The 23,803-nt window shown below is 64.1% G+C and carries 12 protein-coding genes; 1 reads left to right on the forward strand and 11 read right to left on the reverse strand.

Annotated features, from left to right (window positions below):
- Together VNZ65_RS10650 and VNZ65_RS10655 are read right to left on the reverse strand one after the other, a co-directional pair.
- On the reverse strand, window positions 1-2,228 hold a 2,228-nt coding region (locus tag VNZ65_RS10650), incomplete at its 3' end, for a condensation domain-containing protein (protein ID WP_325668749.1).
- A gap of 9 nt (window positions 2,229-2,237) precedes the next feature.
- Complete coding sequence (locus tag VNZ65_RS10655) at window positions 2,238-11,915, reverse strand: non-ribosomal peptide synthetase (protein WP_325668751.1); 9,678 nt, start codon at window positions 11,913-11,915, stop codon at window positions 2,238-2,240.
- A gap of 369 nt (window positions 11,916-12,284) precedes the next feature.
- Here VNZ65_RS10655 and VNZ65_RS10660 point away from each other — a divergent pair, with 369 nt between their 5' ends.
- Window positions 12,285-14,033: a cyclic peptide export ABC transporter gene (locus VNZ65_RS10660; protein WP_325668753.1), complete on the forward strand. Its 1,749-nt coding sequence runs from the start codon at window positions 12,285-12,287 to the stop codon at window positions 14,031-14,033.
- Window positions 14,034-14,099: 66 nt separating this feature from the next.
- Here VNZ65_RS10660 and VNZ65_RS10665 read toward each other — a convergent pair whose 3' ends face one another.
- The 9 genes from VNZ65_RS10665 to VNZ65_RS10705 all read right to left on the reverse strand — a co-directional run bounded on the left by VNZ65_RS10665 (window position 14,100) and on the right by VNZ65_RS10705 (window position 23,398).
- Entirely contained in the window at window positions 14,100-15,110 is a 1,011-nt protein-coding gene (locus VNZ65_RS10665; RefSeq protein WP_325668755.1) for an iron-siderophore ABC transporter substrate-binding protein, read from the reverse strand.
- Window positions 15,107-15,928 (reverse strand): siderophore-iron reductase FhuF, encoded by an 822-nt coding sequence (gene fhuF / locus VNZ65_RS10670; protein ID WP_325668795.1) that lies wholly within the window; start codon window positions 15,926-15,928, stop codon window positions 15,107-15,109. The genes VNZ65_RS10665 and fhuF overlap by 4 nt, the downstream gene beginning before the upstream one ends.
- Entirely contained in the window at window positions 15,928-18,012 is a 2,085-nt protein-coding gene (gene fhuB / locus VNZ65_RS10675; RefSeq protein ID WP_325668797.1) for a Fe(3+)-hydroxamate ABC transporter permease FhuB, read from the reverse strand. The genes fhuF and fhuB overlap by 1 nt, the downstream gene beginning before the upstream one ends.
- 5 nt (window positions 18,013-18,017) lie before the next feature.
- Window positions 18,018-18,890 carry an ABC transporter ATP-binding protein gene (locus tag VNZ65_RS10680; RefSeq protein ID WP_325668756.1) on the reverse strand — a complete coding sequence of 291 codons (873 nt, stop codon included), beginning with the start codon at window positions 18,888-18,890 and terminating at the stop codon, window positions 18,018-18,020.
- A complete protein-coding gene (locus VNZ65_RS10685) occupies window positions 18,887-19,909 on the reverse strand; it encodes a TauD/TfdA family dioxygenase (protein WP_325668757.1) in 1,023 nt (340 codons plus the stop codon). The genes VNZ65_RS10680 and VNZ65_RS10685 overlap by 4 nt, the downstream gene beginning before the upstream one ends.
- An 84-nt stretch (window positions 19,910-19,993) precedes the next feature.
- Window positions 19,994-20,245: an MbtH family protein gene (locus VNZ65_RS10690; protein WP_325668759.1), complete on the reverse strand. Its 252-nt coding sequence runs from the start codon at window positions 20,243-20,245 to the stop codon at window positions 19,994-19,996.
- 77 nt (window positions 20,246-20,322) lie between these two features.
- Complete coding sequence (locus VNZ65_RS10695; RefSeq protein ID WP_325668761.1) at window positions 20,323-20,976, reverse strand: RNA polymerase factor sigma-70; 654 nt, start codon at window positions 20,974-20,976, stop codon at window positions 20,323-20,325.
- A gap of 287 nt (window positions 20,977-21,263) precedes the next feature.
- Complete coding sequence (gene rraA / locus VNZ65_RS10700) at window positions 21,264-21,758, reverse strand: ribonuclease E activity regulator RraA (RefSeq protein ID WP_325668763.1); 495 nt, start codon at window positions 21,756-21,758, stop codon at window positions 21,264-21,266.
- Between the two features lie 26 nt (window positions 21,759-21,784).
- Entirely contained in the window at window positions 21,785-23,398 is a 1,614-nt protein-coding gene (locus VNZ65_RS10705) for a diguanylate cyclase (RefSeq protein ID WP_325668765.1), read from the reverse strand.
- Between the last annotated feature and the right edge of the window lie 405 nt (window positions 23,399-23,803).

Consider the following 23,803-nt stretch of genomic DNA (forward strand, 5'->3'; position numbering starts at 1 on the left):
CGCACCATCATCCGACAGGTTTGCGCGGGCGGCCATAGCGTATCGGCGGTGATCGCCACCGCGGCGCCGGACATGTACTGCGAGAACCAGCCTTCGTGGGCGCCGTCGAAATTGACCGACTGGAACAACAGGAAGACATCCTTCTCGCCAGCGCCGTAGCGCTCAGCGATCGCCGCGCAATGCCGCGTAAAGCTGCCGTGATCGACCACCACGCCCTTCGGTTTGCCAGTGGAGCCGGAGGTATAGATCACATAAGCGGCCTGCAGCGGCGACACCTGCGGCAAGCTGACTGATTCAAGCTGACTGCCCTCGGCGCCGGCATCGCAGGCTTCCCCTGCCTGCCAGATCCGCAATCCGTCTGAGACCGGCAGCATCGACAGGCTTTGGGTTTCGCTGATCACATGGCGGATCTGCGCATCGTCGATAATCTGCGCCAGACGTTCGCGCGGATGGGCCGGATCAAGCGGAACAAACGCCGCACCCGATTTCAACACCGCAATCAGGCTGACCAGCAGGTCAACCGAACGGCCCAGCGCCACCCCGACCCGCATCTCGGCTGTGACGCCGGCGGCGATCAGGCGCTGTGCCAGGCGGGTGGCGCGGGCGTCGACCTCGCCGCGCGTGAAAGCGCGCTGCAGATCGACGACTCCACGTGCATCCGGGCGCGCCGCAGCAAATTCGGCGATATGCTCATGGACCGCCCTGAAATTCTCCTGCTGTCGCGGCGGCGAATGATTCCAGGCCGCGAGTTGCGCCAGCTCAGCCGGCGGCAGCCATTGCAGGTCGCCGAGCGCGGTATCCGGCGCAGCCACTGCATGCGACAGCAAGGTAACGAAGCGTTCGGCGAGACGCGCTGCGGCATCGGCTTCGAACAAGTCCAGCGCATAGGTAAAGGCGGCGTCGATGCCACCGTCGTTTTCCTCGCAGCTCAGCGTCAGGTCGAATTTGGCGTACGGTGCCCCCGATGGCAAGACGCTGATGGCGACATCCGCCAACGCCGGCAGGTGTCGCCGCGCGCCGTAGGCCGCCATGACCTGGAACAAGGGATTGTGGCTGGCGCTGCGCACCACGCCGAGCGCCTCGACCACCTGTTCGAACGGCACATCCTGATGCGATTGCGCATCGAGCAGGCTGCGCTGGGTAGCATCCACCAAGGTTGCGAACGATTGCGTCATCCCGGTGCCGACCGCCAAAGTCAAGGTGCTGACAAAAAAACCAATCAGGCCGGCGGTCTCCGCCCGTTCACGGTTCGCTGCCGGCACGCCGACCTGGATCTGCGTTTCGCCCGAAGCCCGCGCCAGCAGGCCATTCAAGGTGGCCAGCAAGACCGCAAACGGCGTCGCCCGGCGGGCATTGGCAAGATCCCGCAGCTGCTGCGTCAGCTTGCCGTCTATGCGGAACAGATGACGGGCGCCGCGCGCACTGCGTTGCGCCGGACGCGGCGCCGCGCCGGGCAGCATCAGGACGTCGCGGCTGGCGTCCAGCTGGGTCCGCCAGAATTCCAGCTGGCGCTCGCGTTCACCGGCATCCAGCCAGCGGCGCTGCCACAATGCGTAGTCGGCGTACTGGATCGGCAGCGGCGCCAGCGACACCGCCTCTTTCATTGCATAGGCACGATAAAAAGCGCTCAGCTCGGCCAGCAAGACATCGACCGACCAGCCGTCGGCCACGATGTGATGCAAGGTCAGCGCCAGCCAGTGCGTATTGGCATCCAGCCGTATCAGGCAAGCCCGCAGCAGCGGCCCTTGCGTCAGGTCGAAAGCTTGCGCCTCGTCGCCGGCGGCGATCAGTTCAGCCCTGGCAACCCGTGCAAAGGCCGGAAAATCGCTGAGATCGGTCTGATGCCAGGGGCAACGCAGCGGTGCATGCACTGTCTGCTGCACGCCGTCGGCGCTTTCGACGAAAGTCGTACGCAAGGCTTCATGCCGCGCAATCAATGCATCGCACGACAGGCGCAAAGCATGGGCGTCGAGTTTGCCATCCAGCTGCATGCGCTCGGTAATGTGATAGGCCGCCGGCTCGTCGATCATGCGGGCATGCAGCCACAGGCGCATCTGGGCAAACGAAGCCGGAACGCTGGCGGCGCGTTCGGCGCGCGGCGGAATCGGCAACAGGCGGAAATCGATACCGGCAGCGTCCAGCTTCTGCAGGAACAGCTTGCGCTGGGCCTCAGGCAGCTGCGCAAAACGCGTGGCAAGCGACAGCAGGTCAGGTTTTACAGTACTCATCGATGATCCTTATTCCATTTCCAGTTCAGCCAGCAGCGCGTCGATGGCGCTGGCTGTGTCCGGACCAGTGCCGGCGCTGCGCTCGGCCAATGCCTGCTCGATCAATGCGGCGCAGCCGGCCAGCGTGCGCTGCTCGAACAAGGCGCGCAGCGGCAGCATCAGGTCCCAGTGCAGATTGGCCTGGGCATTGGCCTGGGTGGCCAGCAGCGAATGGCCGCCGAGCATGAAGAAATCGTCGTCGCGGTCGATCGCTTCGACCCGCAGCACACGCTGCCAGATGGCGGCCAGCGTGCGTTCTGTATCGCTCTGCAGCACCACGGCCAGCTTCTCCTGGCGCTGCGGCGCCGGCAAGGCATTGCGGTCGCACTTGCCGTTGGGCGTCACCGGCAGCGCATCCAGCTGGATCAGCTGCGCCGGCACCATATAAGCTGGCAGTTGTGCGCGCAAGACGCTGAACAACAACTCCTGGTCCAGTGCATTGCCGGCGCCGCGGGCAACATAGCCGATCAGCTGTTCGTTACGCACGATCACCACCGCATCGTGCACACCAGCCACCGTGCGCAGCAGCGCCTCGATTTCACCTGGCTCGATACGCTGGCCGCGCAGCTTGACCTGGGTATCGCTGCGGCCCAGATAATCGAGCGCGCCATCGGACCGGCGTCGCGCCAGGTCGCCGGTGCGGTAAAGCCGTGCGCCAGGAAGGAAAGGATCCGGCACGAAGCGCTCGGCGGTCAGCCCGGGGCGTCCAAGATAGCCGCGCGCCAAGCCGGCTCCTCCCAGATACAGCTCACCGGTGCAGCCCTGCGGCGTCGGATGCAAGGCCAGGTCCAGCACGTGCAGCTGCAGGTTAGCGATAGGATGGCCGATCGGCACCGCAGCGGCCTGGATATCGTCCGCGCTGCAAGTCCAGTGCGATACATCGATCGCCGCCTCGGTCGGCCCGTACAGGTTGTACAGCCGGGCATGCGGCAACAACTGCGCCACCCTTGCCACCAGCTCCGGCGGCAAGGCTTCGCCGCTGGCGACGATGCGCTGGATGCTGGCGCAGCGCACAGCAGCCTTGAAATCGTCCAGATAGGCAAGGAATGCGGCCAGCATCGACGGCACGAAGTGCAAGGTGCTGACGCCATGATTTTCAATCGCCGCCACCAGCCTTGCCGGATCGCGATGGTCGCCCGGAGCGGCAATGGCGAGCCTGGCGCCGGTTGCCAGCGGCCAGACAAATTCCCAGACCGAGACGTCGAAACCGAACGGTGTCTTGTGCAGCACCACGTCATCGCAATCCAGCTGATAGGCGGACTGCATCCAGGCAATCCGGTTGGCCAGCGCGCGGTGACTGTTGCCGGCGCCCTTGGGCTTGCCGGTCGAGCCGGAGGTATAGATCAGATAAGCCAGCTGGTCGAGATCAACCTCAACCGGCAGTCCGGTTGCGGCCTCGGCTTGCAGCAGCTCGCCGACAGTCAGGACGGCAACGCCGGGACCAATCACCGCTGCCTGTACGCGTTCGCGCAGATGCGGCTGGGTAATGACAACCGCCGGCTGGGCATCGTTGAGCAGATGAGCGATGCGCTCGGCCGGGTAATCCGGATCGATAGGCAGATAGGCAGCCCCCGCCTTCAGCACGCCGAGCAACGCAATCACCATCTCGAAAGAACGTTCGATACAGAGCGCCACGGCGCTGTCCGGCCGCACTCCCGTCGCCAGAAGCGCCGCGCCAACCTGGCTGGCGCGCTGATCCAGCTCGGCGTAGCTCAGCTGCTTGCGCTTGCCTTCGGCATCCAGCATCTCCAAAGCGATGGCTGTCGGCGTTGCCGCGGACGCACGTTCAAACTGGCGATGCAAGGGCATCTGCTGTTCCAGCGGCCAGTCTTGCGCCGTGGCGTTGCAGCCGGCCAGCGCTGCCAGCTGGCCTGCGCCGGCCAGCGACATGGCGCCCAGCGCCGCTTCCGGATCGTTAATCAACGCTTCGACAGCGACGGCGAATACATCATGCAGCGCTGCGACACGCGTCGCGCTGATGCGCGCTGCGTCGTAGCCGTAGTCTATCGTCAGCGTCGTCCCTGCTTCGATCACCAGGGTCAGGGCGAAATCGGTGGCCTCGATGTTGCGCAGATCGCGCATCTTGAGCGAGCGCTCGTCACGCCCCTGCCACGCCTCGTCGACCGGATAATTTTCAAACACCATGAGGGTATCGAACAAAGCGCCCTGTCCGCCCCAGCGCTGGATTTCATACAAAGGCGTCTGCGCATATTCTGCCGCGGCGGCGTTGTCGCTCTGCAGCCGATGCAGCCATGCCGCTGCTGACAATCCCGGCAAAGGCGCGGTGATGACCGGCAAGGTGTTGATGAACAGGCCGAGCACGGTGTCAACATCGGCCAACGCATCCGGCCGTCCCGCCGCCGTTGCCCCAAAAGCCACGCTAGTCTGGTTGCAGCTGCGCTGCAGCGTCAGCGCCCAGGCGCCCTGCACCAGCGTATTCAGGGTAATCTTCAAGCGCCGCGCAGTCTCGGCCATGCGCGCCATGGCGCCAGCCGGAAAAACCGCGCGCCAGCTGCGCAGTTCGGCTGGGCGGCCGGCATCAGCTTCGCGCTCGGCGACCTGGGTCGGCTGCGCCAGTTGCGCCAGCCGCTGCCGCCAGAAACTGCGTTCAGCATCCTGGTCGCGAGTGCCGAGCCAGGCAATGAAGTCACGATAGCGCGTCTTTGCCGGCGCCGCGAACGGTTGCGGGCGTGGCGGCTCGATATAGTCACGCAACACGTCAGCGAAGAAGCGTGCCGTGCTCCAGCCATCCAGCAGCAGATGATGGCGAGTCCAGACCAGGCGCCATTCGTCTTCCGTGAAACGGATCAATGCCACCCGCATCAGCGGCGGCGCGCTCAGATCGAAGCTGCGCGCCCGGTCCCGCTGCAGCCAATCTTCGAATGACGCGCTGGCTCCGTCACCGCGCTCGCGCCAGTCGAGCAGGTCGACCGTCATCTTTGCCTGCCGATGAACGATCTGCACCGGCAGCGCTTCGCCGGCGGTGAAGCCGGTGCGCAAAATGTCATGGCGCGCCACGGCGGCGGCAAAGGCGGCGCTCAGGCGTGCCACATCAGGATTGGACAAGGTGGCGACCAGCTGATTGACATAGGTCGATTGTTCCGGTGCAAACAGCGAATGGAACAGGATCCCTTGCTGCATGGGAGATAGCGGATACATATCCTCTACAGTGCGTAAATCGAAAGGCAGCCGCTCCAGCGTGGCCTGTGTCAGGCCGGCAGCATGCGCCAGCGGATAATCGCCAGGCGTGGCGCCGCCTCCGCGTTGCGCCAGCCGTTGCGTACAGGCCGTAACCAGCGCTGCCAGCGCGTTTTCAAAACGCTGCGCGAGCGCCTCGATGGTAGCGCGCTCGAACTGCGTGCTGCCATATACCCAATGCACTTTCAGCGTGCGCGGTCCGTCGGCATCAAGATAAGCGTGGATCGCCAGTGCATTGCCTAGCGGGCCGGCCGGATCGCGCTCGCTGCCGGCGCCGCCGAAGCGCGCCACCAGGGCGGCGTCGCGCACGCTATCGAACTGCCCCAGATAGTTGAAAGTCACGCGTGGCCGCGGCACTGCAGCCAGGGCGGCGCGGGTTGCCGCATCGCCGTAGTGCCGCAAAACGCCGAACCCCAACCCCTTGTGCGGCACTGCCCGCAAACTGTCCTTGACGGCGCCGAGCGTGGCTGCAGGCTGGTCTTCAATCGTCACCGCCAGCGGATAATGGCTGGTCAGCCAGCCCAGCGTGCGGCTGCCGTCGATGTCGTCGAACAGGGCTTCGCGGCCATGCCCTTCCAGCTCCAGCCGGCAGTGCGGCTGTCCGCTGTGGCTGCTCAGGACCTGCGCCAGCGCAGCGATCAGCAGTTCGATCATTTGCGTGCGGTAGGCGGCATTGGCGTCGGTCAGTGCGCTGCGCGTCAGCTCGGCATCCAGCACCTGGATCACGACTGCTGCATCGGCATTGGTCGCGGCTGCCTGCGGATGATCAAGCTGCAAGTCTTCATGGCCCGCACGGGCTACGGCAGGTGCGGTCCAGTAAGACGCTTCGCCGGCAAACGGCGAATCTGCTTTATTGGCTGCGCGCGCGAGACGGGCGGCCCAATCCTGAGCACTGCCGTTGCCGGCAGCCAGCCGGATGCTGCGGCGTTCGCGTGCTGCGCGATATGCTGCATCCAGATCTTCCAGCAGAATGCGCCACGAGACACCGTCGACGATCAGATGATGAATCGCCAGATAAAGCTGGCTGCGGCCATCTGGAAGCATCGCCGCGAATGCGCAGGCCAGCGGACCATGAGCGAGATCGAGCTGGCATTGCAAGGCATCGAACTGCGCCAGCGCATCGGCTTCATCATGCGCGGCGCCGGTGGCCAGCGGCAGATTCGCGTACGCCTGCGGCGCCAGCGTGATTTTCCATGCGCCATTGGCGCCGTCCTGCGTAAAGCGTTGCTTGAAAATATCGTGATGATTAAGCAAATTCTCGAAAGCGCGGGCGAAGGCGTCGAGATCGAACGGTTCCTGCAGGTCGAACTGGATGGCCTGGTTCCAATGGCCGCGCTGCGGGATATCGAGCTCAAAAAAACGTAGTTGCGCGGGCGTCAGCAATAAAACCTGGTCGGGGCCGGCTTCCTTGGGTTTTGCCGGCGTCGGCGCGGCAAGATTGTCGGTCAGGACGGCCACCTGCCCGAGCCGGGCGATGGTCGGGCCGTCAAACAACTGTTTGGGGGTAAAGCGCAGGCCGCGCTTGCGCGAGCGCGCAATGACCTGGAGCACCAGGATGGAATCGCCGCCCAGCTCAAAGAAGTTATCTTCACGCCCGATCGATTCGGCTTTCAACACCTCTTTCCAGACCGCCGCCAGGATTTCTTCGATCACGCCGCGCGGCGCATCGCCGCTCGCCGCGGAAACCACAGGTGCGGCCGCCAATGCACGCAGGGCCTGGCGATCGATCTTGCCGTTGCCGGTTACCGGCAGCACATCCAACACCACTAGCAACGCTGGCACCATGTAATCGGGCAGACGCTGCGCCAGTCCCTCACGCAATATGTTCTGGTCAAGCTGTACCGCCGCGTGCGCCGTCACAAACGAGGCCAGCCGCATGCGGCCATCCTGTTCAAACGCCAGCGTTGTCGCCTGTGCGACGCCATCAAGGGTAAGCAGCATTGCACTGATTTCACCAGGTTCGACGCGATAGCCGCGGATCTTTACCTGGTCGTCGACCCGGCCCAAAAAATCGAGCCGGCGGTCAGCGCGCAGCCGCACGCGGTCACCGGTGCGGTAGATACGTTGTCCATGCGCAAAAGGATGCGGCAGGAAGCGCTCGGCAGTAGCCGCTGCACGGCCGAGATAGCCGCGGGCGACGCCCGGGCCGCCCAGGTAGAGCTCGCCGATGGCGCCGGGCGGCACGCTGGCGCCGCGCGCATCCAGTACATAGGCTTGCGCATTCGGCAACGGCAATCCCAGCGGCACGCCCGCTGCCGCCCTTGCCGTCGCGCGCATGGAAGCTTGTGCTGGCGCAGAGGTATCGCAGGTGAGCGCGCCGACGGTTGCCTCGGTCGGACCGTAGTGATTGATGACACGGCAGTCTGGCTTGAGAGCCGCGATCCGCTCCACCAGCGCCCACGGCAATGCTTCTCCGCCAGTGATCAAGGCGTGGGCCGGCAGCACGTCGGATGGCTGCCGGGCGTCGAGCAGCGCATGCAAATGGCTGGGTACGATTTTCAGGATGCCGACATTACGGCTGCGCATTTCCTGGGCAAAGCGATCGGGGTCGAACGCGCATTGCGCCGGCAGCAGATGCAAGGTGCGGCCGGAACACAAGGCGCCGAACAGCGTGGTATGGCCAAGGTCGGCCGCTACCGTCGACGCCATCGCCATCGATGCATCCGCGCTGAATGCCAGCTCATCCAGCATTCCTTGCACATAGTCTGCCAGCGCCTGATGGGAAATCACCACGCCTTTGGGGGTGCCGGTGGAGCCGGAGGTGTAGATCAGATAAGCGGCCTGTAAAGGCGCAGGATGGTTTTTGCGAACGGCCACATTGGCCAGCAAGGGTATCTGCATCAGCGCATCCAGCGTCAGCACACGGGTGCCGCCAACGTGCGGCGCCAACTCGGTCTCGCTGGCGCTCAGGAGCCATTGCGCCTGGCAGGCATCGACCGCGGCTGCCAATCGTTCCGATGGCGCGGCGGGGTCGAGCAGTACTGCATATGCGCCTGCTTTCAAGACGCCTAGCAGCGCCACCACGAAGTGCACGGAACGATCAATGCAGAGCGCAACCGGCTGCTCGCTCCCCGCGCCCTGTTGCAGCAGCGCCTGGGTTATGCGCTCCGAGGCATCGTCCAGTTCGGCAAAGGTCAGCTGTGTGTCGGCGTCGACCAGCGCAATGCGGTGCGGGGTAGCGCTCACATGGACGGCAAACATGTCCAACACGCTATCGAACACCGGCGGCAGCCGGCGGCCCCCCTGTGCAGCACAGTACTCTGCGCGATCGGCGCACTCCAGCAGGGTGACCGTGCGAGTCGGATCGCTTACCGCATCGCTGACTAAGGCGGCAAAACTCTCAAGCCATGCTTGCGCCGTATCGCGCTCGATGCCATCCAGCGCATAGGCGGCGACCAGTTCGATGCCGTGCGCATCGTCGGTGAAATCGAGGGCAAAATCAAAACGGGCCGCAAGATCGGGACCGGCCGACATGTGTGCTGTCGCGCCAGGCAGATCGGCGTTCAGCGCCAGATCAAACTGTTGTGCAAATTTGACTCTCAGCCATTCGTCGCCGCGCCGTACCGGCGGCTTGACCGCATCCAGCACCTGTTCGAACGGCACATCTTGATATTCAAAACCGTCCAGCGCGCTAGCACGCACGGTATCCAGCAAGGAAGCAAATGACTGACCCGGCGCCACCTGTGCGCGCAATGCCAGGGTGTTCAGGAAAAGTCCCAGCAACGGCGCCGTCTGTGCACGCTGGCGCTGTGCTACCGGTACCGCGACCACAATATCGGTGCTGCCTGTCAGGCGGTACAGCCAGGCGTCGAACGCCGCCAGCAATACCGTAAACGGCGACGTGCGATGGCGTCGCGCCAGTTCGCGCAGCGTCGCCGAGGTTGCCAGCGGCAAGCGCAGCGCCAGGCGGCCGCCGCGGTAGTCGCGCTCGGCGGAACGGGCGCGGTCGAGCGGCAGCGCCAGCGGCGGCGGTGCATCGCGCAACGCAGCGCGCCAGTAATTGAGCTGGCGCTCGCCTTCGCCGGCAGCCAGCAAGTTGCGCTGCCATTGCGCGTAATCGGTGTACTGGATGGGCAGAGCCGGCAGTTCCGCGATATGGTCGCTGGCCAGGGCCGCATAGGCTGCCGTCAGCTCCTGGAAGGCGCAGCGCGAACTCCAGCCATCGCTGACGGCGTGGTGAGTGGTCAGCAACAGGCGCTGTGCGGTGTCGCTGAGGGTCAGCAGCGTCGCCCGCAGCAACGGCCCGGACGACAGATCGAAGGCGTCGGTGACATGAGCTTGCGCCAGATCGGCGACCAGCGCCGTGCGCTGCGTCTCGTCGTGACCACGCAGATCGACCTCGGCCATGCGCACCGGCAGTTGCGCGTGGATGCGCTGCATGACGATGCCGTCATCATTTTCCACCAGCGTGGTGCGCCAAGCTTCATGACGCGCAATCAGCTGCTCCAGCGCGCGCTGCAGCAAGGTCGCGTTCAACGCACCACGAATGTCCCACTGCACGGCGATGTGATAAGCGGCGCCGGCATCGCGGGTCTGCGCCAGCACCCAGAAACGCTGCTGGGCAAACGATGCTGGATAGTCAACAAATTGTGCGTCGTCTGCCTGGCGGGGAGCTTTAGGAATCAAGCCGGCGCCGTCGGCCTCGGTCGCGCTACGCTCGATCAACAGCGCCAGTTCGGCCAGCGACGGATCATCGAACAGACCTTCCAGGCGCAGATTGACCCGCCATGCAACGCGAATTGCCGCTTGCATCTGCATGGCGCCCAGCGAATCACCGCCGCGCGTGAAAAACCGGTCGGCGCGCCCGATCGGCGCCGGATCGTTCAGCAAGCCTTGCCACAAAGCCGCAAGAGCGCGTTCGACCGCGGTTTCCGGCGTCACGTAATCAGCGCTGGCAACCAGCGGCAGCGCCGCCACCGCCAGCCGCAATGCCGCCTTGTCCAGCTTGCCGTTCAAGGTATAAGGGAGGCGCTCGAAGCGTGCAAAGCGATGTGGCAGCCAGGCTTGCGGCAGCCGTGCCGTCAAATGTGTTTGCAAAGCGTCGTCGGTCAGCGCCGCATCCAGCGCCACGCAGGCAATCAGCTGGATTCGTCCAGCCGTTGCGTCGGCCAGCACGCCGGCGTCGCGCACGGCCGGATGCGTCAGCAGGCAGGCGGCGATTTCGCCGGGCTCTACCCGTACGCCACGCACCTGCACCTGGTCGTCGATGCGGCCGAGGTAATCGAATGAGCCGTCGGCGCGTTCGCGCGCCAGGTCGCCGCTGCTATAGACGCGTGCGCCCGGCCCCCCTGTCGGATCAGGCAGGAAACGTTCCGCCGTCAACCCCGGCCGGCCATGATAGCCGCGCGCCAGGCAGACGCCGCCAAGCAGCAGCTCGCCCGCGCCGTCCCGGGCGGTCTCGCCAGCCAGTGCAACTCGTGCAATACGCGGTCCGATCGGCCAGCCTATGGGAAGCGAAGCGTGGCCGCTGCCCTGCTCCAGCGCCGGCACGCTGCCCGGATCGACCGGCCACAGCATCGGCGAAATCACCGCCTCTGTCGGTCCGTAGCCGTTAACCAGCCGGATAGCAGGAAAGGCCTGGCGGATTTCATTGAACGTATCCTGCGACATTGCCTCGCCGCCGAACAACAGTACCCGCAGCGCGGACGGCACACCGCGGCGCGCGCATTCAGCGGCGAATTCGCGCAGATAAGCGGGCGGCAAGGTCGTATTCGTCACGCCCTCGCGCTCCATCAAGGCACGCGCGGCTTCCGGAGGAAATGGCGGCGGATCGCTGATGACCACGCTGGCCCCGAGCGACAGCGGCGCTAGCCAGGCTTCAATCGAGACATCGAAATTGACCGAAGCAAAATGCAGCAGGCGGTCAGACGGCCCGATCGGCAGCGCTGTACAGAGGGCTGCGCAATGGAGCGCTAGCGGGCCATGCTCGACCACCACTGCCTTCGGGGTGCCGGTTGAGCCGGATGTGTAGATCATGTAGGCAGCTGCGCGCGGATCTACCGGCGCATCCTCATCGTCAAGCGCCGGCACGGTGTCAATCAAATCGTCGCGACCGACAACAAAACATTGCGCGAAGCGTGCACGCATCGTTGTGTCGGCGGCAGCATCAACGACGCCATGCGCCAGCCCGGCATCCTGGACCAGCCAGTCAAGACGGGCGGCCGGATGGCGCGGATCGAGCGCGACAAATACGCCGCCGGCTTTCAATACGGCCAGCAGCGCCACGAACAGATCGCAGGAACGTTCGACGCAAACGCCGACGCGTACTTCGGCGGCGACGCCGGCCGCACGCAAGCGGGCGGCCAGGCGGCTGGCGCGCAGATCCAGTTCGCCGCGCGACAGGCGTACGGCATGGGGAGTGAAGGAAGCCAGGGCTGGCGCATCGGGGGCCAGGCGTGCCTGCGCACGGATCTGCTGGTGCAAGGCAATCGGAAAACGCATCGTCGACATAAAATCCTCAGGTCTGGCCACAAACATGGCCTCTTTGATTGGTTGACGAACCACGCCTTCAGATTTTTAGTGAAATCCCATGGATTTGTGTTTTTTCTGCGAATCAGCGCCGCGACATTAAAGGCCCGTCAGAAAATAACTTGGGCATTTAGGCGGCCGTTGCTAGATACGAAGTAAGACGCCCACCGCTTGCAGTGCGCCAGCCATGGCCGCCCAAATGTTCAAATTATTTTCTGACGGGCCCTTAATATTCACCGCGCTGATTCGTCATCCCTGTTAACAGCCTGTATTGCGCAAGGTTTGCCCGCGCAATATTTGTTGCTGAATTTGCCATATCCGATTCTCACAACCCTCAACCGACTGAAGCCGATGACCGCTGCCAACGAACCCTACGATTCCCCACCCGATTCTCTGCCCTCGGCGCAGGCCAAGCCGGCCATGCGCCTGATCCTTGCGCTGCTGAAGCGCTCCAAGGGAGCGCTGGCGATCGCCCTCACTGCTTGTGTCTTGAACGGCATCGCCAGTGTCCTGCTGGTAGCGACCCTGAACCGGGCCCTGTCGGACGCAACTGCAGCCGACGGTTCGCTGGCCCTGCGCTTCGGCCTATGCGCGGTAATCGCCCTGGTCACCCGGGTAATCACCGGCGTGCTGTTCGCCCGGCTCTCGCAAGACACCATGGCGCAACTGCGTGAACATGTCGCCAAGCGCGTCGCCGCCGCGGAACTGCGCGATGTCGAAAGGATAGGCGCGGCGCCGGTGCAATCGGTGCTGACCGATGACGCCACCAATGTCTCGATGCTGTTTTTCGCCCTCCCCAACATCGTCATGCACGGCTCGATCGTCTTCGGCTGCCTCGGCTATCTGGCCTGGCTGTCTTGGCCTGTGTGCCTGCTGGCGCTGACTGCGATCGTGGTCGGTTCCTTCGGTTACCACAGCGGCGACAAGCGCGCCATTGCCTCGCTGGAAGCAGCTGGCCGCTCGCAAGACAAATTGTTTGGCTATCTCGGCGCATTGTTTACCGGCGCGAAAGAACTGAAGCTGCACCAGGCGCGTGCGCGCCAGTTCCTCGACGGCCAGCTGGGCGCCGCCATCGGCGAGGTGCGCGATCACCGCCGGCGCGCATTCAGCTCATACGCCGTCGGCGTCGGCTGGATCGTCTTCCTGTTCTACGTCTTCCTGGGGGCGGCAGCGTTCTGGCCCACCCTGGGCGTGCGCGCCGATCCGGCTGCCGCTTCTGGCTATATCGTTGTGTTTCTATTCATGCTGTTGCCGCTGGATGGCCTGCTCAATAACGTGCCGACCTTGAATGCCGCGCGCGTATCGCTGGCCCGTATCGAAAAAGTCATGGAAGAGTTCGGCAGCCTGCGGATTGGGTCGCCTGTGCCGCCGCCCAGCGAAAGCGCATCGCATGTGCCGTTCAAAACCCTGACCTTGCGCAACGTCACGCACTCCTATTTTCATGAACGCGACGAACGGATGTTCCGGGTCGGCCCGATCGACCTCACCTTCAAGCCGGGCGAGCTGATCTTCCTGGTTGGCGGCAACGGCAGCGGCAAGACCACGCTGGCAAAAGTGATTACCGGACTGTACGAGCCGGAACAAGGCGCCATCGAACTTGATGGCAAGACCATCGGCTCTGCCGAGCGCGCCGCCTACCGCGAGCGTTTCACCGCGGTTTTCAATGACTTCCATCTGTTCGATGCGCTGCTGGGCATCATCGATCCCAACGATGCTTCACGCGCGCAGGCCGATGCACGCGCCAATGCCCTGGTCGCCAAGCTGGCGCTGGACCACAAGGTACAGGTGATCGACGGCGCCTTCTCTACGCGCGCACTCTCTACCGGACAACGCAAGCGCCTGGCGCTGGTGGTGGCTTACCTGGAAGACCGGCCGTTCTATCTGTTTGACGAATGGGCGGCGGACCAGGATCCGGCGTTCAAGGCAGTTTTCTATGAACAGCTGTTGCCGGAACTGTGCGCGCGCGGCAAGACCGTACTGGTGATCACCCATGACGACCGCTACTTCCCGCTTGCCGACCGTGTACTGAAACTCGACAACGGCAGCATCGTCAGCGATACCTTTGGCGTACCGCTGGCGGCGCGCGTCGCTAACGGCTAGCCAAACATGAAAATGGCCCGCAAGTCATATACTTGCGGGCCATTGCAATAGAAAAATCGTCAACGACTAAGGTTTTGCCGGAGGCAGCGACAGCAACTGTTCGGTCATGGCATCTGCCAGGCGCAACGCCGACATCGGGCCGCCGAACACCCACAGATTGCGCTCCACCAGCGCCACCCGCTCGGCACGACGGGCTGGTACAAAACGCCATATCGGCGAATCCAGCTTGGCCGACAATGGCACTTCCGGCCCGGTGGCGCTGACGAACAGCACGGCAAGGCCGGGGTTTTGCAGCAAGTCTTTCGACGTTACGTAGGTAGTGCCCTCGCGGGTCGGTGCGGGGTAAGCAAGCTGCAGGCCCAGCGCACGCGCCACTCCGCCCACCATGCTGTTGCCGGTAAATGCCCAGTAGCGGTCGGCCAGGCCCAGCTCTTGCAGCCAGGCCACCTGTTCACCGCTGCGCCCCGCGTGCGCGATGCGCAAGGCGTCACGCGCCAGGCCGGCGTCAAGCTTCGCTTCAACTTCACGCCCCGCCTCTTCACGGCCGGTCAGACAAGCGATGCTGCGCAAAATCTTGCGCGCCCAATCCATCTGCGTCAAGGACGCTTCGTTTTTATCCAGATCCGGGCTGTATTGGAACAATACCGTAGGGGCGATGCGGTTGAGCGCATCGAAAATCGCACTGTGCCTGAGGCCGACGCCCAGGATCAGATCAGGCTGCAGTGCAGCGATTGCTTCAAAACTGGGTTCCTGGCGGGTGCCGACGTCAGGCACCCGGCCAAGGCGTTCTTTGTCGTATTCGAACCAGCCAGGATAGTTGGCGGCGTCGGCCATGCCGACCGGCATCACGCCCAATGCCGCCAGGTCTTCCGCGAACATGTATTCAAGCACCACGATGCGCTTCGGCCGTTGCGGCATGGCGTGGTGGAACTGCGAGACCGCAGGGTTTTCGGCCAGAGGTTCGCAGGCGGTAATTTGGGTAGCCGGCCGGCCGGCCGCTGCAGCGGCAGATGCCGCGCTGGCAAGGCCGATGCAAGCCGCCGCGGCCAGCCGCAATCGCCATGCCTTGGCCGTCATAGCAGCGACTCCTGGCGGACCAGTTCGTCGTCGCACATGGTCAACAGCAAGGGACAGCTTGCGCACAAATTCGTTTCTCCTGGAATTTCATTGCGCATGCAGCAGACACGGCGCGCGCGGAAGGGATTGGGCAGCAAGTCTGAACGCGGCTGCACCTGGCGCACGGGAGTACGCAAAGGATTGGGCCCACCGTCGCTCAGGCAAGAGCAGAACAGGTTTTCGATACCGCCTGCGCCGCCTGGCAACGCCGCGCACTCGCCCGCCAGATAATCGAGCAGATTGCCGGCATTGCCCCAAAACACGCGCGGCGCAATCCGCGTCATGCTGGCCAGCGTCTCGATCACGGCCTGCAGATGTCCGATCAGCGCCGCGGCGCAGGCCGCACTATCCGGCTGCGGCGGCTGCAGCGCGTCGGCGGCAAAATACAGCGCGGCCGGCATGCCATTTCGCAACAGCAAGCGGGTACGCGCCGGCGACATGTCCAGCGGCCGGCGCAGCAGCAGCGCGACAATGCCGGCCGGCGCCGCCAGCCAGAAATAGTATTTGCTCCATTGCGACAGCAATGCGCGCGCATGGATTTCGGCGTCGCCGCCGTAGTGCTGCGCCATCGCAGCCAGCAGCTCGCTGCGATAAGCCCCGAGTTCCGTCAGGGGAATGCAGACGGCCTCTGCGTCAGCCTGCGCGGCTAAATGCTGCTGCCGTTCCGGCGTGCCAAGCCAGATGTGTTGCAAACGCGGTTCCAGATGCGCCGCAAGCCCTGTCGGCGCCAGCGTGGAGAAACAACGCGCTGCTGGATCGCTTCCTTGCAAGCCAGTCATCATCGACCGCCTAACTTCTCGCGCCGCACTTGCACGATCAGCAAGCCAAGCAGATATGGGGCACCGATCAGTGCGGTCAGCACACCGGCCGGAATCTCGCGCGGCGCCAGCAGCGTGCGCGCGGCAATGTCGGCCAAGGCCAGCAGCAAGGCGCCGCAGGCCGCCGCCAGCCACAAGCGTGTTCGATGGTTGCGTGCGCCCAGCATCATCGCCAGATGCGGCGCCATCAAGCCGATAAAGCCAACCGGCCCGACCGCCGCCACCGCAGCACAGGCCGCCAGGGTAGCGACGCTCAGCACCAGCGGCCGCAGGACGCCCACTGGCAAGCCCAGCGCAGCCGCCTGCTCATCGCCAAGCGCCAGCAGATCGAGCGGCTTCGCCAGCAATGCGCACACCGGTACAGCCAGCAAGCACCATGGCAACAAGGTCGTCACTTCGCCCCAGCTGCGGCCGTAAGTGCCGCCGACCAGCCACACCACGAAGCGCGCCGGCTGCACGCTTTGCTGGGTGATCAGCCACTGCGACAGCGTGGTCCAGAGCGTACCGAGCACTAGCCCGGTCAAGGCGACGGCCATCGGCGCATAGCGATGGCGACGGTTAAGCAGCAAAGTCAATCCAAGTGTGACGGCGCCGCCGGCCAGCGCCGCCGTTGCCAGAATCGAGTGGCTTGCCAATGGCCAGGCAATCAGCACGATAAAGGTTGCCAGCCCCGCGCCTTGGGTCACGCCCAGCACTTCAGGGCCGGCCAGCGGATTGCGCACAATGCTTTGCATCAGCACGCCGCTGGCCGCCAGCAATGCGCCGGCAAGCAATGCGCAGAGCAGGCGCGGCAGGCGTAAATCAAGCAGCATTCGGCTTACTGCGTCGTGTCCCTCAAGCGCCGCCAGCCATCCGGCCGGACTGACCAGGCTGGAACCCAGCGAGGCGCCGGCAAACAGCACGGCGCCGCCAAGCAGTAGCAACCCGATTGCGATCAGCGGCGCTGGCAGCGTGACCAGCCAGCGTACCGCACGGCTGCCGGCCGCGCTCATCGGATGTTCTTGTCCCGAACCCGACCCGCCCGACCATGCCGCGCCGCTGCGTATCATGGCCAGCATCAAGGGTGTGCCTACCAGTGCGATGGCGACACCGGTCGACAAGTTAGCGTCCAGATCGAGCGCCAGCACGGCGCTATCGGTCACCAGCACCAGCGCGCCGCCCACCAGGGCCGACAAGGGCACCAGGGCGCCCAGTTTCGAGGTCTTGGCGCCGCGTATCTGGCGCAGCAGGTTGGGCGCGATCAGGCCGACATAGGAGAGCGGTCCGGCAATGCTGACGGCAACGCTGGCGAAAGCCACCGCCACCACGATGGCGCCGAGGCGTGTTGCATCGATACGCACGCCGGCGGCAGCGGCGGCATCGTCGCCGAGCACGAAGGGATTGAGCGGACGGATCACCAGCGGCAATCCCGCCAGCGGCAGCAACAGCCACGCCATGGCGATCTTGAGGCCGTCCGCGCCCGGCTGGTACAAGCTGCCGCTGGACCAGAGGGCGGCGCCGGTGATGCTTTGCTCGAAGAATGCCAGCACCATGGTGGAGATCGCGGAAAACAGCAGCATGCAGACGCTGCCGGCCAGCACCAGCCGCAGCGGCGTGGCGCGCCAGCCGGCGGCAGCTACTACGCATGCCGCGGCAGCCAGGCCGCAAGCGAACAGCAATGGCACCGATGCCACGCCAGCCAGGGCCGGCACCAGCATGGCCGCCAGCAAGCCGAGCTGGGCGCCGCCGGTAATCCCCAGCAGGTCGGGCGAAGCCAGCGGATTGCGGGTGAGCGTCTGCAACAACGCACCGGAGACGCCCAGGCAGCCGCCGGCGACCAGCGCCGCCAGCACACGCGGCAAGCTCAGGTCGAACAGCAGGATATGGGCCAATGCGGCCGCCTCGGCGTCCGTTGCAGCCAGCCACAGCCGCACATCGGGTGCAAGACGGAGCAAGGCCGTGACGACAATCAGCGCGGCGAGCGCGCTGCCGATCGCGGCCACTCTGTTTGCTGTCGGCGCATGCCAGCCCACTGCAACGGCCAGTGGCGGCGGGCTGGCGGCCATGCCGCTCATGCCGCCAGATCCTTGCCGGCGCTGGCGCCGGCCTCGCGCAGCGGTGCAATCCCGGCCGGAGCAAGGCCCGGCAGCGCGTCATAGGCCGGCACGCACATCGGCGCCCCATTCTGCGGGTGGGCGATTTTCAGCATCTTGACGCCGAAAGTCTGCTGCAGATGATGCGGCTCCAGCATGGCGTCGGGCGTGCCTTGGGCGACGATCCTGCCGCCGCGCATCAGCACCATGTCGTCGCTGAATGCGGCGGCCTGGTTCAAATCGTGCAGCACCCAGACAATGGTCAGTCCACGCTCCCGGTTGAGCCGCCGCAGCTGATGCAGGATGTCGAGCTGATGATGGATGTCGAGATAGGTGGTGGGTTCATCGAGCAGGACGATAGCCGCCTGCTGCGCCAGGGCCATGGCAATCCACACGCGCTGCCGTTCGCCGCCAGACAGGGCCGCCACATCGCGTCCGGCAGCGGCAGCCAGTCCGCTCACCGCCAGTGCTTCGTCGATCGCCGCCTGGTCGCTGTGCGTCAAGCCGCGCAGCCAGCCGCCATAGGCGTAGCGACCGTACGCTACCAGTTCGCGCACCGTCAGGCCGGCGGGAATCTGGTTGAACTGCGCCAGCATGGTCAGCAGGCGCGCCAGTTCACGCCGCCGGTAGGACGCCAACGGCGCGCCATTCACCTCGATCCGGCCCGAACGCAGCGGCTGCAATCCCGCCAGGCTGCGCAGCAGCGTGCTTTTGCCGCAGCCGTTCGGTCCGCACAAGGCGGTGACCCGCCCTGCCTTGATCGTCAGATCGAGACCATCGAGCACAAGCTGCTCGCGATAGGCTACCGTCAGTGCGCGCGCAGCCAGGGCCGTTCCCACCGTTTTCATCATTTTGCCGTTTTCTGGTCGCCGTCCGGCGCTTCGCTATAGCTTTGCGCCATTGCCACCACCACCTTGCGCGGCCCTGCAAACGGATCGCGCGCATGTGCTGTCAGCATGTTGTCGAGCATCAGCACGTCACCGCTCAGCCACGGAAACACGATGCGCTGCCGGTCCAGCACAGCGCGGATTTCGGCCAGCGCTTCGGCTTCGATCTCCTCGCCGTCGCCGTAATAGACATTGCGCGGCACGTTTTCCAGGCCGACGGCGTCGATCAGCGTCTCTTGCATGTCTTCGTCCAGCGCCGACAGGTGGAACAGGTTGAGCTGATTGAACCAGACCATGTCGCCCGTGCGCGGATGGCGCGCTACCGCCTGGCAGCGTTCACGGGTGCGCAACAGTAGTTCGCCGTCTTCGCTGTGGCGCCAGCTGCACTCGATGCCGCGCGCGGCACAATAGCTTTCCACCACGCGTGGATCGTCGGAACCGAAGGTGTGCTGCCACGGCAGATCCAGGCCTTGTCCAAAATTGCGCACATACAGCAGCTCACGCTTGGCGAAACGCGCCACCAGCGCCGGATCGAGCCCGCGATAGACGGCGCGGCTGTCGGCAATCGGCGTCGCGCCGCCTGAACGGGCCGCCAGCACGCAATGAAACCAGATGCGCAGCGGCCACTCGCGCGTGTAGGACTGCTCGTTATGCAACGGGATGGAGCGATGCGGCGGGTATTCGGTCGAGGTATACACCGCGCCTTCGACCTGGCTGCGCGGAGTCGATGCATACTCGTAGCCGATCAGGGGATGACCGAAGGATGCGGCGAAGCCCTGGAACGACTCGATCGAGGGAACCTGGAAACCGGTAAACAGCACACCGCCGGCTCGCTCCAGCGTGTCGTCAGCGACCGTACGCAATAAAGGCGCTGCCTCTTGCAGCGAAACATGTACTCCTGCCTTCGGCGCGACAACGGTCGGCAGGCCCGGTTCGATCCGCAGATCGGCTATGCTCAGCTGCGGCATGAAAACTGTACTCATGCAAAATTCTCCGAAAACAAGACACCCGGCACAAGGCACGGACGCCTCCGATCACAAACTGCGTGTTGCCCTCATTGCGCTCAATCAGTGCGTCTTCGATGCGGCCGCTGCATCCATATGGCGGCGCAAGCTTGCCGGGCGCATGTCGGTCCAGACTGTCTCGATATGCGCCAGGCACGCGTCCTTGGCGCCGCTGACGCCGACTTCGCGCCAGCCGGCGGGCACCGCGCGGAATGTCGGCCAGATCGAATACTGCTCTTCGTCGTTGATGACCACGGTGTAGATGTCTTCATCTGCCTGCTTGGCGGCGACGGCGGGGTTTGGTGCTTGGCTCATGATCGGATTCGCTCCAGGAATATTGAGGAAATGGCGGTGGATGGCGCAGGGCTTCTACCCGCCCAATGTGCGCCCTACTATCGGTAGACGATTGGGATATGCGTTTTTTTACTCTGGCGGGCGGAACTGCCGTGGAATGCCGGCAAAGCGGCGCCGCGGTCGCAGGCGGCAAGACAATCGGAGCAGTGTTTTTCGACGTCGCGCACCATGAAATGCACCAGCGTCTGCGATACATCCAGCGCGCGCGCAGTGCTTTGCAGCGTTTCATCGTGAATGCGCACCATCTCGAAGGCGGCGCGATTCCTGGCCGGCAGCCGGGCCAGCGCATCGAACACATGACGCAAGGTGTCGCGCAGCTCCAGCGCAGCCTCGGGCGACGGTTCCGACGACGGCATGTCGAGGCCGCTGTCTTCGTCGGCATGATAGATATTCTCAAGGTTCTGGCGGCGGCAGGCGTCGATGGACGCGTTACGCACCATCCGCATCACGTAGGCGATAGGCTGCCGTACCGCATCCTGGCCCGGCAAGTCGGCCAGCTTGACGAACACGTCGTGCACCACGTCCTCCGCACGGCTGACGCAGCCGACAAAGCCACGGGCGACCTTGATGAACATCGGCCGGTTGGCGATCAGGACGTCCAGCAATGGACCAGCGGGAAACGATACGTTGGAATTGATGGTGGAAAACGATCCCGCTGCCGAACACTTCGCTCCCTTAAGCAATCGCGCCATGAATTCACTCCGTTCCGTTAAGACGAAATTGAAAGATAACACAAATACGAATCATTCTCAGTAAGATTAACTCATGACCTTATGATTTTTAGGGATTTGCCGCACGGACAACGCGGCCGCTACCGCGATCAAGGGCCAATAACGTGACGCCATAGCGCATCCATGCAAGGGGAAGCAATGCGGTCAGCGAGACAGAAGCGCTATCCGTGACAGGCATGCAGATGCTGCCGCATGCGGTGGTGCCGGCAGAGGATTGGATCTGAACGGGCCGCTACGGCCAGCGGTATTCAGGCGAGTTTTTGAGCGGCGACCAGCACGCCGTCGGCGTCGGCATAGATCCAGGCGCCGGGCGCGATGGTCACGCCGGCGATCGAGACGCTGATGTCGCGCTCCCCTACTCCCTTGCGGACGCTGCGCTGCGGGTGCAGCGCCAGTGCGCGCACGCCGATGTCGCAGGCATTCAGCTCGGCCGAGTCGCGCACGCAGCCGTTGACGATAATTCCGGCCCAGCCGTTTTTCTGCGCCAGCACCCCGAGATTGCCGCCGACCAGCGCGCAACGCAGGCTAGCGCCGCCGTCGACCACCAGCACCTGGCCGTCGCCGGCGGTTTCCAGCGTGCTGCGCACCAGCACATTGTCTTCATGGACTTTGAGGGTACGCGCCGGACCGCAGAACGCCTGCCGCTTGCCAAAGGCAATGAACACCGGCGGCAACACCGCCAGGGCGGCGCTGCCGAGCTTGTCTTCATTGGCGTCGCACAGATCGCAGGTGGAAAAGGTCATTACATCTCCGTCGCAGGCAAAGTGGTTCAGGATGGTTCGTCAGGCGGCTCGGCCGAAAACGTCAGGCCGCCGAATTTCTTGACACTATACATCCGCTTGTCGGCGACTTTCAACAAGGTTTCCAGATCAAGGCCGTCGGCCGGATACAGCGCGCCGCCGATGGAAGCGCCGATCTGGCAGTGGTCGCCGTTGGCCATCAGGATCGGCTTGTTGAGCACTGCGTAGATTTTTTCCGAAATCGCCAGCGCCGACTCCTCATCGGCCACGCCCGGCAGGTAGACGATGAATTCGTCGCCGCCGAAGCGCGCCACTTCATCTTCTTTGCGCAAGGCGTTCTGCAGGCGCAGGCCGACTTCAATCAGAACCCGGTCGCCTTCATCGTGACCGTAGTGATCGTTGACCTGCTTGAACTTGTCGAGGTCGACGAACAGCACCGCAAAGCGGAACAGCTGCGGCTCGACGTCGGTGCGGCGGCGAAATTCGATTTGCGCAATCAGCGAATCGCGGTTCAGCAGGCTGGTGAGGCGGTCTGTGCGCAAGTTCCTTTCCATTTCCTGGAAGCTCTCGGCCAGCTCGCCGATCTCATCCTTGCGGTCGATATTCAGCTTGGCGAACGGCCGGCCGCTGCCTATGCTGCGCACCGCCAGCGTCAGCTTGCGGATATCGCGCAGGGCCCAGCGCAAGATCCCGTAGCCGACCAGCAAAGCCAGCAGAATCACCAGCAGGCCGAGATACAGGCTTTTGTAGACGCTGGAGTTGATCGCGCCCCAGAAATCGGAGCGCGGCAAGGCGACCACCGCGATCCATTCCAGTCCGGCGGCATCGCGGTGCAGCTGCGCGGCCACCTCGATCGGCCCGGAGGAACTGGGAAAGGCGCCGATGATCAGCTTGCCGGGCGTGGGCGGATTGATCGCCGGCGGCACCACCGGATCGGTAATCGGCGTCACCCCGGGATGTTTCTGCAGATAGGTCTGCACCAGTTGCCAGCTTTGCCGCATGAACGGCGAAGCGGCGCTGGCGAGTCCGTTCCTGGTGCGCAGGTTCTTGTCGTGGGGATCGAGGATGAACACGTTTTCACCATTCGAGGCGGCAATCAGGTCGCCGTTGCGCTCGACGATATAGGCCACGCCGTTGCGGTCCATCGGCAGCGCCTGCAGGTATTCCCTCAGCGGTTTCAGCGACAGTTCCCTGGCCACCACGCCAAGCAGCTCGCGGTCGGCGCCAAACACCGGCCGCGCCAGCATCAGCGCCGGCTCGTTGCTGGCGGTTTCGATAAACAATGGCGACCACGCATCTTTCTTCTGGCTGGCGGCATTCAGGTACCAGCTTTGCGCGCGCGGTTCGTACTCCTCGGTTTCCAGGAAAGTCATTTCAACGGCCGGGCCGCGGCTGCGGTACACATGGCTGGGCTCGTCGCCGGCTCCTCGCAGTCGGACCCGGAATTCATTAGCGGCTGTGCGGCGGATGCCGACAAAATGCCCGTCCGTACCGGCGAAACCGATAAAACCGCCAACCGTGGGAAACAGGCCGCTGGCAATCCACATGCGCTCTTCCAGCCGGCGCACGTTGGCGGGAAAGGGAATCGGCGTCGGCGTCTTGTTGGCGGCGTCGGCGACTTGATCGGGCGCGACAACGCGCAACGCTGCTCCGGCGTCGAAGAGTTGCCTGTTGATTGCACTGTTGATGCCCCCCATCATGTCTGCCAGGACCTTTTGCGATAACGCATCGGTTGCATCCTGGCCTGCCTGATAGAGAAGCCAGCCGACTGATACGGCCAGACATAACAATAGCGCTGCAAACGGCAAAATGAATAAGCGTTGCAGTGAAGTTCGCTTCAAAATTGCCTCGAAATAACACAAGAATCGGCAATATCCGACTTAAAGAAACTACTCTTGCATCTTGGTGTTACCTAGGCACTGCTGCATGACAGCAGTGTTAAATGAATAATTTATAACATTCGATTATTACAAGACCAAGACAGCAGTTTAAACCGCATCCATCTGAAAAAAGGCCACACGGCGACGCCATGTGACCTTTACAAAGCA

It is taken from the genome of Collimonas sp. (assembly GCF_035566555.1).
Classification (GTDB): Bacteria; Pseudomonadota; Gammaproteobacteria; order Burkholderiales; family Burkholderiaceae_D; genus Collimonas.

Coding starts and splice junctions, on each gene's coding strand:
- VNZ65_RS10655 (WP_325668751.1), bottom strand. CDS start 11,915: ATGTCGACGATGCGTTTTCCGATTGCCTTGCACCAGCAGATCCGTGCG.
- VNZ65_RS10660 (WP_325668753.1), top strand. CDS start 12,285: ATGACCGCTGCCAACGAACCCTACGATTCCCCACCCGATTCTCTGCCC.
- VNZ65_RS10665 (WP_325668755.1), bottom strand. CDS start 15,110: ATGACGGCCAAGGCATGGCGATTGCGGCTGGCCGCGGCGGCTTGCATC.
- fhuF (WP_325668795.1), bottom strand. CDS start 15,928: ATGACTGGCTTGCAAGGAAGCGATCCAGCAGCGCGTTGTTTCTCCACG.
- fhuB (WP_325668797.1), bottom strand. CDS start 18,012: ATGGCCGCCAGCCCGCCGCCACTGGCCGTTGCAGTGGGCTGGCATGCG.
- VNZ65_RS10680 (WP_325668756.1), bottom strand. CDS start 18,890: ATGATGAAAACGGTGGGAACGGCCCTGGCTGCGCGCGCACTGACGGTA.
- VNZ65_RS10685 (WP_325668757.1), bottom strand. CDS start 19,909: ATGAGTACAGTTTTCATGCCGCAGCTGAGCATAGCCGATCTGCGGATC.
- VNZ65_RS10690 (WP_325668759.1), bottom strand. CDS start 20,245: ATGAGCCAAGCACCAAACCCCGCCGTCGCCGCCAAGCAGGCAGATGAA.
- VNZ65_RS10695 (WP_325668761.1), bottom strand. CDS start 20,976: ATGGCGCGATTGCTTAAGGGAGCGAAGTGTTCGGCAGCGGGATCGTTT.
- rraA (WP_325668763.1), bottom strand. CDS start 21,758: ATGACCTTTTCCACCTGCGATCTGTGCGACGCCAATGAAGACAAGCTC.